General features: G+C 67.4%; 12 protein-coding genes, 3 tRNA genes and 1 pseudogene. 8 read left to right on the top strand and 8 right to left on the bottom strand.

Going from position 1 to position 13,872, the window contains the following annotated elements:
- Positions 1-28: 28 nt before the first annotated feature.
- Entirely contained in the window at positions 29-517 is a 489-nt protein-coding gene (locus ACWGH4_RS18515) for a YajQ family cyclic di-GMP-binding protein (protein WP_189466956.1), read from the bottom strand.
- A gap of 194 nt (positions 518-711) precedes the next feature.
- Here ACWGH4_RS18515 and ACWGH4_RS18510 point away from each other — a divergent pair.
- Positions 712-793: transfer RNA gene (locus ACWGH4_RS18510), tRNA-Tyr, on the top strand.
- 1,455 nt (positions 794-2,248) lie between these two features.
- On the opposite strand, the pseudogene ACWGH4_RS18505 reads toward ACWGH4_RS18510, so the two are convergent.
- From ACWGH4_RS18505 to ACWGH4_RS18475, 7 genes and pseudogenes are all read right to left on the bottom strand, one after another.
- Positions 2,249-3,606 (bottom strand): annotated as a pseudogene (locus ACWGH4_RS18505) (tyrosine-type recombinase/integrase).
- Positions 3,603-3,752 (bottom strand): helix-turn-helix transcriptional regulator, encoded by a 150-nt coding sequence (locus ACWGH4_RS18500; protein WP_453461835.1) that lies wholly within the window; start codon positions 3,750-3,752, stop codon positions 3,603-3,605. Before ACWGH4_RS18500 ends, ACWGH4_RS18505 begins: the two are co-directional and overlap by 4 nt.
- 54 nt (positions 3,753-3,806) lie before the next feature.
- Entirely contained in the window at positions 3,807-4,619 is an 813-nt protein-coding gene (locus ACWGH4_RS18495) for an AAA family ATPase (RefSeq protein WP_453461837.1), read from the bottom strand.
- Positions 4,620-5,688: 1,069 nt separating this feature from the next.
- Positions 5,689-6,441: a hypothetical protein gene (locus tag ACWGH4_RS18490; protein ID WP_453461832.1), complete on the bottom strand. Its 753-nt coding sequence runs from the start codon at positions 6,439-6,441 to the stop codon at positions 5,689-5,691.
- Positions 6,442-6,957: 516 nt separating this feature from the next.
- Entirely contained in the window at positions 6,958-7,467 is a 510-nt protein-coding gene (locus ACWGH4_RS18485) for a GyrI-like domain-containing protein (protein WP_453461829.1), read from the bottom strand.
- 170 nt (positions 7,468-7,637) lie between these two features.
- A complete protein-coding gene (locus tag ACWGH4_RS18480) occupies positions 7,638-8,294 on the bottom strand; it encodes an SDR family oxidoreductase (RefSeq protein WP_453461826.1) in 657 nt (218 codons plus the stop codon).
- 237 nt (positions 8,295-8,531) lie between these two features.
- Positions 8,532-9,764 carry an amidohydrolase family protein gene (locus tag ACWGH4_RS18475; protein WP_453461823.1) on the bottom strand — a complete coding sequence of 411 codons (1,233 nt, stop codon included), beginning with the start codon at positions 9,762-9,764 and terminating at the stop codon, positions 8,532-8,534.
- 332 nt (positions 9,765-10,096) lie between these two features.
- Here ACWGH4_RS18475 and ACWGH4_RS18470 point away from each other — a divergent pair.
- The 7 genes from ACWGH4_RS18470 (at position 10,097) to ACWGH4_RS18440 (ending at position 13,844) form a co-directional block, all read left to right on the top strand.
- Positions 10,097-10,169, top strand: a tRNA-Thr gene (locus ACWGH4_RS18470).
- Between the two features lie 46 nt (positions 10,170-10,215).
- Positions 10,216-10,288, top strand: a tRNA-Met gene (locus ACWGH4_RS18465).
- Between the two features lie 86 nt (positions 10,289-10,374).
- Positions 10,375-10,539: a 50S ribosomal protein L33 gene (gene rpmG / locus ACWGH4_RS18460; RefSeq protein ID WP_003956487.1), complete on the top strand. Its 165-nt coding sequence runs from the start codon at positions 10,375-10,377 to the stop codon at positions 10,537-10,539.
- Between the two features lie 115 nt (positions 10,540-10,654).
- Entirely contained in the window at positions 10,655-11,107 is a 453-nt protein-coding gene (locus ACWGH4_RS18455) for an FAS1-like dehydratase domain-containing protein (RefSeq protein WP_441265740.1), read from the top strand.
- Positions 11,107-11,535, top strand: a complete 429-nt coding sequence (locus ACWGH4_RS18450) for a MaoC family dehydratase (RefSeq protein ID WP_441265741.1) — start codon at positions 11,107-11,109, stop codon at positions 11,533-11,535. Before ACWGH4_RS18455 ends, ACWGH4_RS18450 begins: the two co-directional genes overlap by 1 nt.
- A 223-nt stretch (positions 11,536-11,758) precedes the next feature.
- The gene (locus ACWGH4_RS18445; RefSeq protein ID WP_453461819.1) at positions 11,759-12,310 is read left to right on the top strand and encodes a TetR/AcrR family transcriptional regulator; all 552 of its coding nucleotides are present in this window, start codon (positions 11,759-11,761) and stop codon (positions 12,308-12,310) included.
- A 79-nt stretch (positions 12,311-12,389) separates the two neighbouring features.
- Positions 12,390-13,844, top strand: coding sequence for an MFS transporter (locus ACWGH4_RS18440; protein WP_453461816.1), 1,455 nt, complete (start codon positions 12,390-12,392; stop codon positions 13,842-13,844).
- The last annotated feature ends 28 nt before the right edge of the window (positions 13,845-13,872 follow it).

Raw genomic sequence — 13,872 nt, 5'->3', positions numbered from 1 at the left:
GCCCCCGGCCCCGGCGCGCCCGCAGACGTCAGCGGTAGTTCACGAACTGCAGCGCGAAGTCGAAGTCCTGCCCCTTGAGCAGCGCCTGCACGGCCTGGAGGTCGTCCCGGCTCTTCGAGCTGACCCGCAGCTCGTCACCCTGGACCTGCGCCTTGACACCCTTCGGGCCCTCGTCGCGGATGATCTTCGCGACCTTCTTGGCGTTCTCCTGCGAGATGCCCTCCTCGATCGAGGCGAAGATCTTGTACTCCTTGCCGGAGAGCTGCGGCTCGCCGGCGTCCAGTGCCTTCAGCGAGATGCCGCGCTTCACCAGCTTGGTCTGGAAGACGTCCAGGATCGCGTTGACGCGGTCCTCGGAATTCGCCTGCATCAGGATCTTCTCGCCGGACCAGGAGATCGAGGCACCGACGTTCTTGAAGTCGTAGCGCTGCGAGATCTCCTTGGCGGCCTGGTTGAGGGCGTTGTCGACCTCCTGCCGCTCGACCTTCGAGACGATGTCGAAACTGGAGTCGGCCATGTCCTGTGGCTCCTTGTATCGGGTGAGTGGGGTGCGGCCGGATCACCCCGAACCGCGCGGTCAAGCCTAGCCACCCGCACCCGCCCCCGGCGCTGATCAATCCGGTGGCGAAGCACCCCGGTGCATCAGGTATCGTTTACGTCGTTGCCACGGAGCACCGCCCCACAGCGGTTCCTCCACAGGTGACATCCCATGGCGGTGTGCCCGAGTGGCCAATGGGAGCGGACTGTAAATCCGTCGGCTTAGCCTACCCAGGTTCGAATCCTGGCGCCGCCACGCGATAAGAACGGCCCCTGATCTGCGGAAACGCGATCAGGGGCCGTTCTGTGTAAGTGTGGCTGGAGCAGCGCGCTGTCTCGCTCCGTCTCGTTCTCACACACTCTCTACCAGCTGGTGTGGACGGGGTGTGGACGGGATTCTGCGCGTCTCGCGAGGCCACGGGGCCTTGTGGCTGGCTCACAGCTCAGCCAGGACCCTGCGCATGATCGGGCGTACCGGATCCTTGGCAGACGTTCCTCTCGCTGAGCTGTTCCATAACGTTGGCGTTACCGAGCTGGACCGGATCCTCGAGGTCGGCCGCTCTGTGGAAGGCTCCAAGGACAAGCGGTGTCGACCTGCCTGGTCATCGTTCCTCGGCATGCTGAGTTCCCAGGGCGGCAGGTCGTAGGTTCCTCAGATCCTGCTGGCTGAGCTGGCACGGCGCGACGAGGTGGGTGACTCCCTGCCCCTGGTTCTTGACGTCACCTGCGGCCGGAGGGTGGCCGGCGGGTGACCGCGGCGGCAAGCGCTGCCTTGCTGGGCGAGGTGGATCACGTGACGCATGTCGCGGTTTCGCTAGTTGGGGGCCTCCTGGTACTGCTCGGTTCGGTTCGCACCCGAGCTGTCAAGGGGCCTTTCTGTGCTTACCACCAGAAAATCACCCGGCGGGAATCCTGTTCGACCCACAGGTTCCATGATCGGTTGAGATGCGGCTTCTCAACTTCCAAGAAATGAGCAAGAGTTGACGATCAATGCTCAAAGGCTGGATGATCCGACTGTCCGCCTGGTGCGCCCCGGCACCCTTGCAGGGAAGGGATGGAGAGCCATGGAGACCATTACTCAGCTCGTAACCATATTCACGCTCCCCTTGGCGCTGTTGGGGCTTTACCTAAATTCCCGGGATGCCAAGAATGCTAGAACGCTGGAGGCGGCCCTGTCCTTCTCGGACGCGTTTCGCACACGCTGGGAGTCAGAATGGAGGCAGGCGCTTAAGGAAGCCGAGGCGTTTCGGAACGCCAATCAGCCAATTCCCTCAGAATTGGATGACCGTCTGCTCAACTTACTGAACTGGCTGGACTGGGTGGGGCATCTTGTCCAAAGTAAGGTTCTGACAAAACCCGAGCCTACATTGCATTCAATTGCACCCCAGATCCTGCGCTCTGTCCGCATCCTCGCCCCGATTCTTGAACGTGGCGAGCAACAGCACGGAACGGGGTACTGGGCGGGCGTTAGGGCGCTGGAGTCCGTAGTAGCAACTACGAGGGGCCAAACCTTCCATACCGTGAGACCGCGCCGTGGTTTTCTCCTTCGCCGTAGGGGCCCCTCCTACTAGCTAGAACTAATTTCCGGGACCGATGTCTCTCTAGGAGCCGCTTTCGAGAGAGGGGTCAAGCAGATGTTGCTTTGGCGTGAGGGCCCGCGCGACCCCGCGTGCTGGCGGGGGCACGCGGGATTCCCCTGGCCTGGTGGCGCCTAGCGTCGCTCTCTGAGCCGCGCGGAGATCTTGGCGTTTGCTGCCTCGTCTCCGCCTGCGAGGAACTTCGCGTACACCCGGAACAGCACCGCGACGCTGTGGCCGGCCCGCTCGGCCACGAGCTGCGGCTCCACTCCGGAGCTGAGCCAAGTCGAGACTGCCGCGTGGCGAAGGTCATACGGGCGCTTGGCCAGCTTCGAATCGAGCTCTCCGGGCGACAGGACGTCGCCGCGAGCGCGGGCCCACACTTCGCCGTAGCCACTCTCCTGCACCATGCCGCCGCGGGCCGTACGGAACAGGCGGCCGTCGGGCTCGGTACCGAACCGGATGACGTGCCAGCGCAGCAGCGCGACCAGCTCGGGCGGGATTGGCACGTACCGAACCGCCTTGCGGGACCGGTGCTTGAGCCCGCGGCGGTCGTGTGCCTCTCCGCTGTCCGTCCAGGCCGTGCCCGAGCGAGCCCGGCTCTCCCGCAGACGCAGCATTCCCCAGCCCCGGCGGGGGAGTTCACAGTCCCGTAGCTTCAGCCCGACCGTCTCGCCGGGGCGGGACGCGGCGTAGTAGATGCACCCGAAGAACGCCTCCAGGTGCCGACCTCGTGCACCTTGTGCCCGGACGGCGCACAGCAGCGCCGCTGCCTGAGCCGGGTCCGGCACGCACTCCGGGTCCACCTCCTCTTCCACGCGCTCGGGAGCTTTCCAGCGAACCGACGGAAGCGGGTTCTCCGTGAGCAGCTCGGCATCGACGGCGAGCCCGAGGGACTGATGGAAGATGGCTCGCTTTCTGGCGATGACTATGCCCGCAGCCGCCTTTCCGTCGAGTCGCCTGGCACAGGCGTCCAAGGCTTTGCGTACGAGCAGCCGATCCGAGAGGGACGACGTCGGAACGGACTTTCGCTCGATCCACGCGAGGATGCCTTTCACATCGGCCGGCAGTTCCTCATCCCAGCGCTTTACGTTGAACGCCCAGCTGTAGAGCGCCCGCCGCACCGCGCGGTGATCGGTCATGCCCTTGGTGTCCTTGACCAGTGCGAGGGTGACCGTGGCCTCCGCGCGATTCCGTCGTGTCGTCGCGGGGGAGTGGTCCCACTTCGATTCCACGTAGTTCCTCGCGTGCTGGTACCAGGAGATGTCCCGCTCCTTCTGCACCATCGACTTGGGCAGCCCGCTGACAACGTCGAACGGTTCACCCGCGCGAGATGCAGTGATCAGTTGCGCGCGACGGCTCTCGGCGAGCCCAGCGGTCAGAAGGGACTCGGAGTGCGGGCGTGTCCCACCTGCCACCGGAGCTGAAACGGCTTGCGGTACGGCCGCTTGCGGATGCTCCAGATCCGCACGGTGTAGCTCCAGTCGGTCACGCGATCTCCAGTTCTTCCAGGAAGGCGTCCAGCACGCTCCGGCGCACCCGCAGATGGCCGTTGGGCAGGCGCCGCACCTCGGGGCCATAGCCGCGGTTTCGCCAGCGGTACCAGGTCGCGCGGGTGATGCCGATCTCGTTCAGCACATCGGTCAGGGGCAGCCACTCGTCGGCCGGCCGACGAGTGGCGGACAGTGGTCGTCATTGGGCCTCCTTGTCAGCCTCTGCGGAACCGGACAGCCCGGACAGCTCCATTTCTGACTGTCCGGGTCGTTCTTGCAGGTCAGGCGGGTTAGCCGGACAGCCGGACAGTCCGGACACCTCCTGTGTGGTCTCTGTCCGGGTGCCGGTGTCCGGGAAGTACCGGCCGCCCGCGTCCCTGGTGAGCTGTCCTTCGGCAGCCATGCGGGAGCAGGTGCGGCGGATCGTCTCGATGTCGACGTGCGGGAGTGCGGTGGCGATGTCTTTCGGTTTGGCGCCGGGGTGGGCGCGGACGTGCTTGAGGATCGCGGCGCGGGTGTCGCCGACGGTGTGGTCGGAGACCGGTCCGTCCAGGAGGTGCCAGGCGCCGGAGGCGTCTTGGAACTGGAGGGCGTATTCGGTTTCGTTCACGTCGCGTCCGGTGACGTGCAGGATGCCGTCGGCCTGTCCCCGGGCGCGTTTGAGGACGAGGGTGGCGTCGGCGGCTCCGGCGATGCCGTTGGTGCCGGAGACTTCGGTGAGGAAGTCCTCGGAGCCTGCTTTGCGGACGTGGTGGACGAGGACGACGGCGATGCCGTAGTGGTCCGCGATCCGCTTGGCGAAGCCGACGGCGTGATAGTCGGCGTCGTAGGCGGATACGCCCTGTGGGGCCTGGCCGCGCATCTTGGCGAACACGTCGATGACGACCATGCGGGCATCCGGATTGCGGTCCAGCCATTGCGAGATGGCTTCCGCCCCGCCCGGGAGTTTTGCTCCGCACTGGCAAAAATCCTCGCGGAGCCCTCGGTTAGTGAGTTCGAGACCAGTTTTGATTGGGCTGCTGCTGTTCCTGCCCCGGCGACCATACCTGATTCGGTCTCCATTGACTCAGACGCTTCGGAGAAGATCGAAGGGGCTGCGGAAAAACTAAAGAAGCATCGCATTGACTCTACGTCGTCGTTCTCTGGGAACATTGTGGAGTTGAGGCATGTGGGAGATGACCCGTTCGGCTTTGCGGCCATCTCGACGGTGCGCAGGGGGAGGCGATCAGAGATTCGTGTTCGTCTTCCATATGGGGCCTATCAAGAGGCTGTCATTTGGCACCGGGCGCGCCGGCCGGTCATCGTGGAAGGTGAGGTTAGGCACGGGGCTGGAAGGAAACTCGTTGTTGAAGCGCCAGTCGATTTTCGGCCTATCGACGAGATCCTACTTCCTATGTCCTGACGAAAGCGTTGCAGTCTCGTCCGCGATACTGCGAGCCTTTCATGGGGCGCCGGCCAAGACTGCATTAGGCTGTTTATCGCAGTAACGTGCGTTGCCGGGCTGAGGCGCGGCGAGACAGGCTCGGTCGGGCCCGCCTCCGATTGAGTAATTCCACCGCACTCGGGCGATGGCGCGCCTGACGCGCTGCGCGCTGGAGCTGAGGGCGGTTCATGCTGTCGGTGTGCTCCGAGCCGAAATCCGTCGCAGGGTGGAGACATGCCTGAGCCGCTACCTGTGGTCGTATACCCGCCGTCGCCGACGGGCGGCCGGCGCGTGCGCGTGAACGGAGAAATCCTTGGCTTGGCGCACTCGGACCGAGACCTGATCGAGTTCGTGCGGCGAGCAGGCCTCGCCGACGCTGACGAGTTGGTCCTCAGCGATTCGTTGGTGATCGACTGGCGTGGCGGGCGGCCGCATGAATACGACGCGGCATAGCGCTCCGGTCCTCGGGCAGCCCTCGGCCTGGCGTGTCCGGACTGTCCGGCTGTCCGGTCAGGGTGCTGATCAGCGCATATGGGCCGGACAGCTCTAAGGGCAGCTGTCCGGGCTGTCCGGTCAGAGACGGCTGCAACACCGGCATAGGTGTTGCAGCCCGTCGGCGCGCAGCCGACCTATGGTCGTGTCGCCAGTGGCGACTCCTTTAGCCGTTGAAAAGAGCAAGGAGACCGACCGCGAAAGCCGGGATCGCAAAAATGCCGGCAACAATCGTCCAAATCCTGACCGCGCGATCCGAAGGATTCCAGCTGGAATTGACCCTGGTCAACTGTTCACGCCACCATGCAGGCCGCACGCGTACTCTCGCACAGGCCACCCAATTAAACAGGAAAGGGAAGGCTGCAACTGCAAGCATGTCAGGCCACTCCCGCCTTATTGGCCATTCATTGGTGATCCAGTATTCAATCGCAACGGCGAACATCAACGCCATGAACGGTTGCAGAATCCTGAGCCACCTAGGGATTCCCTCGCGATTGCTGCCTCGGGCTCGCGACTCACTTGCCATGACGCGATGCATCCGCCCCCAGGCGGCACTCAGCCTGACACCGTCGCGATGCCGCATAACTACTCGCACAACCCAAGCCGAACGGTACAGAGTTGGCCCCGAGAGGTGCCAGTTGGAGGAACCCCCGAATCTGATGCACACCAGCACGTCGCCCGTAGCAACGGATTGCAGTTCCATGGTGACATTTCTTAGGGTGCGAGGTTTCTCCGGCTCGCTCTCGGATACTAGATCATCGGCATTGCCAGTTGTGATTCTATAGTTCTTGGTATCTGCCATCCAGGTGACAGTTACAGGCTCTCCCAGTTCTCCTTCGATATCAGCAACCATTTGTTTGAAGTGGTCCAACTTTAATTCTGTGGACAGATATTTTCCGGAGCGGACCTCAAGTCGCATGGCGGAGATCTTAGCGATGAGGGATGCCTGTAGCAGCCCGCTTCACGGAACACGCATCACCCGCTTGCCCGCTTCGCACCGATGGTTAACAGATGAGAGGCCTGATCGCTGTTTCGTACCATCCCCGCGCTGACGTTTGCCGCCGTTGTAGGGGGTCGCCCTGAACGTCTTCCTCCAGCTGTGAATGCGGCCGCATCATGCTGCCCGTCTCCGGCCGGGAGCAGAGAACGGTGATCGGAACGTGCGGGCGCCCCGGTCGCGCACGCGCCGGTCGTGCCCGCGGGTGGCCGCAGCGCGGGGGAGGATGCCTCTCTGAGCCCGCCGTGGACGAGACGTGGACGGCAGGTCCGCGAACCGCTTGCGCCGCCAGCTCCGCTGCAGGTCAGAAGAGATGCGAGCGCGCGCGACACCCCCCGTGGTGCCCGCAGCCGCCCGTAGGCCGGGTCGCCCGAGGCGGCGCCGTACGCGGTCGCGGCCGCGGGCCGTCGTCGTACGCGTGACCGACCGCGACGCCCGTCAGTCGGCCAGGCGGAACGCCAGCTCGATCTCCCACTTCGACATGTCCGGCTCCACCCGGGGATCCGTCTTGTACGTCTCCGTCCGGCACGCCCAGTGCTCGACACCGTCGACCACCGTCATGTCCCACTCAAGGCCCTCCCGCCCCGCCCACTCGTTCATCGCCGTGACGACTCCGACCAGCTGATCCGGGTGACCGACGTGGGTGACCGTCGCATAGCGGCCCGGCGGCAGTACGGCCACGCCGATGTCACCCTCGGGCTCCGGGGCGGAGGCGACGGGCATGCCGGCCTCGACGACCGACTCGCCCTCCATGTCGAGGGTGTTGTAACGGAAAAACGGCGCTCCGGCGAACTCCGCGCCGTTGCCCGCAAGCCAGTTGATGAGTTCGGGCAGCCGGTCGGCGATCAGGGCGAACGCGTCCATGCGTACGGAGCCGCGGACATAGGCGTAGAGCTGCTCGCCGCGCTCCACGATCACCGGCCGGACTTCCTGTGTGTGATTGCTCATGACCTCAAAGACCCTATGGGCAACGGGGATTCATCGCGGATTCGTCAAGCGGTCCATCGCGCGGTTCGTCAAGCAGTCCATCACTCGGTCCACCACGAGGCCCGTCACCGCGATCCATGACGGGGATTCAGGTGACGGACCCGGCGAACGACCGGCCGTCGGCGGGCCGGTCAGTTCCCCGCGATGTCCTTCACCGCGACGGTGACGGGAGTCGAACCGCTGACCAGTTCCAGCGTCAGTCCCGCAGTCGCCGGTGTCTCCACCATCTCCGCGAGCACAGCCGCCACATCGTCCCGCGGCACCATGCCGCGTCCCGTCGAGACCTCCAGCCGCACCATCCCGTTCCCCGCGTCGTTGGTGAGTGCGCCGGGCCGCAGGATCGTCCACTCCAGATTGGGCCGGGACCGTACGTAGTCGTCCGCCGCGCCCTTCGCCCGCAGGTAGGCGTCGAAGACGTTGTCGCCCTTGTGTTCGGCGTCGGCGCCCATGGAGGAGACGACGATGTACCGCCGTACGCCCGTCCGTTCGGCCGCGTCGGCGAAGAGGACCGCCGCGCCGCGATCGACCGTGTCCTTCCGCTCGGTGCCGCTGCCCGGGCCCGCCCCGGCGGCGAACACCGCGGCGTCCGCGCCCTGGAGCACGGCCGCGACCTGCTCCACGGAGGCTTTCTCCAGATCGAGGAACACCGGTTCGGCGCCGACGGCCCTCAGGTCGTCACCCTGCTTGGGATCGCGGATGATGCCCGCGACCTCGTGTCCGCCCGCGGAGAGCAGCCGCTCGAGACGGAGCGCGATCTGACCGTGTCCTCCTGCGATGACAATGCGCATGCATACGACGTTACGTCCGAAGCACCGAGCATGCGCAAGGACCGGAGGGGGACACGCCCCCGATGGCCGGAACGCGGCCGAAACGCGTACCTGCCTCGGCCCCCGCTGCCCAGCTCCCTACCGTGGGCGCACCCCCTCCGAGCCCGGATCCGTACCGCGAGTGGACCTCTCCGAGCCCCGGATCCGTACCGTGAGTGAACCTCTCCGGGCCCCGGATGCGTACCGCCGGCGGATGCGTCAGGGTCCCGGGTCCGGCCGTCCCTGGCGCGGGAGTTCGAGGGCGACGGCCGCCGCGGAGTCGCAGTACTCACGCACCGCGCTCGTGCGGGCGACCACCCGTCCGCGGTGGATGACGATCCGGCTGTACGCGAGCGACAGCACGCCCGAGATCCGCTCACCCCGTACCGCGAGCAGCTCCGCCGGGAAGCCGGCCTCGACCCGTACCGGGGGCAGTCCCATCACCTCTCGGGCCGTGCCCGCGACACAGCCGTAGGCGTCCGAGGGCCGCATCCCCGCCTGGGACGACAGGAGGTACGCGGCCTCCAGCGGATCCCCGCGGCCCACCGGGTTGCACACGTCCCGCAGCGCCCCGCTGCCCGCGGCGACCCGCACGCCCGCCGCCCGCAACAGCCGGACCGGCGCGTTGCCGCGCTGTTCGACGCCGGAGCAGCCGCCCTGCGGCAGGGATACCACGGTGACGCCCGCGGCCGCCAGCTGGTCCGCGGCCCGGGACGCGATCTCCCTGGGCAGCCGGGCGAGACCGGCGCACGGACCGACCGTGACGCCGGGCCGCAGCCCGCCGGCCATGGCGGCGAGGCGTGCCAGCCGCGCCGGGTCGTCGCCGTGGGTGTGCAGGTCGACGGGGCAGCCGTACTCGGCGGCGATCCCCAGGACCGTCTCCACGTATCCGGTGGGATCGGGGTCGGCGTCGGGGCAGCCGCCCACCACGCCGGCACCCATCTTGAGCGCGTCCCGCAACAGGGCCAGGCCGTCCGCGCCGGCCACGCCCGTCAGCAGCCTGGGTACGGCGACCGCGGTGAGATCGGCGAGGCCGCGCAGGGACCGCCCGGCCTGGAGCACCGCCTCCAGCGGGCCGAGGCCCTGGACGTCCCCGATCCGTACGTGGGAGCGCAGCGCCGTCGCCCCGTGGCCCAGCTGGAGCAGCGCGGCCTCTGTGGCGCGCCGCTGGACGTCCTGCGTGCCGTACGAGACGGGGCCGGGGGTCTCCGCGCTGAGTGCCGTGTCGCCGTGGAGGTGCGGCTCGGCCGGCGCGGGCAGCAGCAGGAAGCCGGTGAGGTCCACCCGGACGGAGTGCGGCGGGAGGCTTCCCGCGGTGCCGACGGCCTCGATGCGGCCGCCACTGAGCCGTACGTCGACCGTGCGACCGTCCGTGAGCCTCGCGCCGCAGAGCAGCAGCGCGGCGGTGTCCGCGTTGGCGCCGCCGGGCGGCTGCGGCTGGCTGTCGGGCATCGCGCTCCTGGGTGGGGCTATCGGGCTCGGGAGGCGGTCGCGCACACTGCCCGGGCGGTGTGGGAGCCGTGGCGTGGGAGCCGGAGAGGATCACACAGCGTGCATCGAGCCTAGGGGCGCTCGCGGTGCGCTTCGAGGAGGAGCGCAATAGTCGTACCGGTGTGGTCGTAAGTGGCGTACGGGGCGGGCGGGGTGCCGTCGCGGGCCTGCGGAGGAGGGGTGCGCGGGGGACGGACCGGGGGCCGTGCGGACAGGCCGTGAGGAGGGCCGGCCCGGCGCAAGGAAACGGATTTGGGCGATCGGCGAGGGACCGTGTAATGTCTTCATCGCTCGCCCCAATAGCTCAGTCGGCAGAGCGTCTCCATGGTAAGGAGAAGGTCTACGGTTCGATTCCGTATTGGGGCTCTGATGTCGAGTGACCTCGCCTTCGGGCGAGGGAACCCTGCATCGCAGCGGTGTAGCTCAGTCGGTAGAGCAAGCGGCTCATAATCGCTGTGTCACCGGTTCAAGTCCGGTCACCGCTACACACAGTAGCCGATTGTGGGGTCGGTCCTCCGATCGGCTACTCTTTTATGCGTTCATCCGTCCTATCCGTCCAAGGAGCACTCACGTGGCTGCCACCGACGTCCGCCCGAAGATCACGCTGGCCTGCGTGGAGTGCAAGGAGCGGAACTACATCACCAAGAAGAACCGGCGTAACAACCCGGACCGTCTTGAGATGAAGAAGCACTGCCCGCGCTGCAACTCGCACACGGCGCACCGCGAAACGCGCTGAATAAGGCTCGTATACGAGGCCGTCCCCTTTGGGGGCGGCCTCGTGTCGTTTGCCGTACCGCCGTTCGTCCGGCGGCCGGCATTCAGTTGTGATCAATATCAGGAGGGACCAGTCCATGGCGCTCGACCAGTCGTTCGTGGGGCGGACGTATCCGCCCACCGCGCCGTACGAGGTGGGCCGGGAGAAGATCCGGGAGTTCGCCGCCGCGGTGGGGGACTCGAATCCTGCCTACACAGACCGTGAGGCCGCCCGCGCGCTCGGGCACTCGGACGTGATCGCTCCGCCGACGTTCGCCTTCACGATCACCTTCAGCGCGGCCGAGCAGGTCGTCCAGGACCCGCAGTTGGGACTGGACTACAGCCGCGTGGTGCACCGCGAGCAGCAGTTCGCGTACGCCCGGCCGGTACGCGCGGGCGACAGGCTCTCGGTCACCTCGACGATCGAGGCCATCAAGTCCCTCGCCGGCAACGACATCCTGGATGTGCGCGGTGACGTGCACGACGAGAGCGGTGAACTGGTCGTGACCGCTTGGACGAAGCTGGTGGCCCGCGCCGCCGAGGAGGCGTGATGGCAGCGAAGATCTCTTACGCGGACGTCGAGGCCGGCACCGAACTGCCGGCGCAGAGCTTTCCGGTGACGCGCGCCACGCTGGTGCGGTACGCGGGCGCGTCCGGCGACTTCAACCCGATCCACTGGAACGAGAAGTTCGCCACAGAGGTCGGGCTGCCGGACGTGATCGCGCACGGCATGTTCACCATGGCTGAGGCGATCCGGGTCGTGACCGACTGGGTGGGCGACCCGGGCGCGGTCGTCGAGTACGGCGTCCGCTTCACCAAGCCCGTCGTCGTCCCGAACGACGACAAGGGCGCGCTGATCGAGGTCAGCGCCAAGGTCGCGGCGAAGCTGGACGACAACCGGGTGCGCGTGGACCTGGTCGCGACCAGCGACGACCAGAAGGTCCTGGGCATGTCCCGCGCGGTCGTGCAGCTCGTCTGAGCCGCCCGCAGCGGAGCCGGAGCACAGCCTGCAGCGGGGCCGGAGCACACTCCGCAGCGGAGGAGTACCAGCCCGCGGCGGAGCCGGCACAAGCGTTGTAAGGGGTGCCCTTCCAAGGAGGGGCGCCCCTTACGCATAGCCCCGTGCGAGTTCGTCCGGCCGGAAGCCGGCATCTCGCCTTGACAAGTTAGTGATTGGCCAATAACTTCGTCGCATGGTCAGGATGAGTGCAGAAGAGCGACGCGAGAGCGTGATCCGAGCCGCGATCACGGAGTTCTCCCGCGCCGGGTACAACGGCACCTCGACGGACGCCATCGCCAAGCGCGTCGGCGTCTCCCAGCCGTACCTCTTCCGTCTCTTCCCGAACAAGCAGGCCATCTTCCTGGCCGCGTCCTCGCGGTGCCTCGAGGACACCCGGCGTGTCTTCAGCGCGGCCGCCGAAGGGCTCGAGGGGGAGGAGGCCCTCGGTGCGATGGCTGCCGCGTACCAGCGCCTCATCGCGGACGACCCCGAGAAGCTGCTGATGCAGATGCAGACGTACGTCGCGGTGGCGGCCGCCGAGGCGGCGGGCGACCACGCCTTCGGTGAGCAGGTGCGGGCCGACTGGATGGAGCTGTGGGAGACCGTCCATCTGCACCTCGGTGCCGACGTGAACGAGACCACGACCTTCCTGGCCTACGGGATGCTCGTCAATGTTCTCGTCTCGATGGGCTTCCCCGCGGAGCACCGCATCTGGTCCGGCTTCTACCTCTCCGCGCGACCGGTCCAGGACTGAGGGGCCCACGCCCGTCGGCGGCCCGTGCACCTCCTTGCCCGTGAAAGTTAGTCATCGATAACTAACCCTTGGGGGAGCAGTGAACCAGAACCAGCAGCCCGCACGGCGCACCGGCGCCGTCTGGGCACTCGTCATCACCAGCGTCGCCGGCTTCATGGCGGCCCTCGACAACCTCGTCGTCACGACCGCCCTCCCCTCCATCCGGGAGGACCTGGGCGGCGGCCTGGAAGATCTTGAGTGGACGGTGAGCGCCTACACGCTCACCTTCGCGGTTCTGCTGATGTTCGGTGCGGCCCTGGGGGACCGCTTCGGCCGCCGCCGGCTGTTCATCACCGGCCTGGCGATCTTCACGGGTGCGTCCGCGGCGGCCGCGCTCGCGTCGGGCATAGACGCGCTCATCGCCGCCCGGGCCGTCCAGGGCGTCGGCGCGGCGATCATGATGCCGCTCACGCTGACCCTGCTCACCGCCGCCGTCCCGGCCGCCCGCCGCGGGGCGATGCTGGGACTCTTCAGCGCCGTGACCGGCGTGGCCGTCGCCACCGGCCCGCTGATCGGCGGCTCTCTCACCGAGCACATCTCGTGGCAGTGGATCTTCTGGCTGAACGTCCCGATCGGACTGCTCCTGCTGCCGCTCGCCCGCCTGCGCCTGCAAGAGTCCTACGCCCCCGACGCCCGGCTCGACGTCCCCGGTACCCTGCTCGTCAGCGGAGGCCTCTTCGGCATCGTCTACGGGCTCGTCAACGGCAACGCCGACGGCTGGACCAGCCCCCGGATCCTGTTCTGCCTGATCGCGGGCGCCGTGCTCCTGGTCGCCTTCGCCTGGTACGGCTCCGTCGCGAAGAAGCCCATGCTGCCCATGCGTCTCTTCCGCAGCCGGGCCTTCTTCGGCATCAATGTCGCGAGCCTGCTGATGTTCCTCGGCATGTTCGGCTCGATCTTCCTGCTCAGCCAGTTCCTCCAGGGCGTGGCCGGCTACTCGCCCACCGAGGCCGGGCTGCGGATGCTGCCCTGGACCGGCATGTCGCTGCTCGTCGCACCCGTCGCGGGTCTCCTGTCCGACCGGATCGGCGGGCGCCCGGTGGTCACCGCCGGCCTGGCGCTCCAGGCCCTCGGTCTCGCGCTCTTCGCGCTGGTGCTCGAGCCCGGTGTCTCCTACACCGCCCAGCTGCCCGCACTCGTCATCAGCGGCGTCGGCATGGCCCTCTACTTCGCGCCCGCCGCCAGTGTGGTCATGTCCAGCGTCCGCCCGTCGGAGCAGGGCATCGCCTCGGGTGCGAACAACGCCCTCCGCGAGGTCGGCGGCGCGCTCGGTATCGCGGTGCTCGGAGCGGTCTTCGCCGCCCAGGGCGGCTACGAGTCCCCGCAGGCCTTCTCCGACGGCACGGTGCCCGCGGTGTGGATCGGCGCCGGGGCTCTGGCCGCTGCCGCGCTGGTGGCCCTGCTGATCCCCGGCGGGCGTACGAGGCCGGACGGCACACTGTCCGGATCCCCGGCCGCGGCCGCGGAGAGCAGCCGCCAGCCCGTCGCGGTCTGACCCCCCGCGTACCCTCACGGTCCGTGGC

This window comes from Streptomyces sp. NPDC054847, assembly GCF_053610925.1.
The sequence above is the reverse complement of the archived record's forward strand: the minus strand, read 5'-3'. Positions and strand labels throughout refer to the sequence as shown.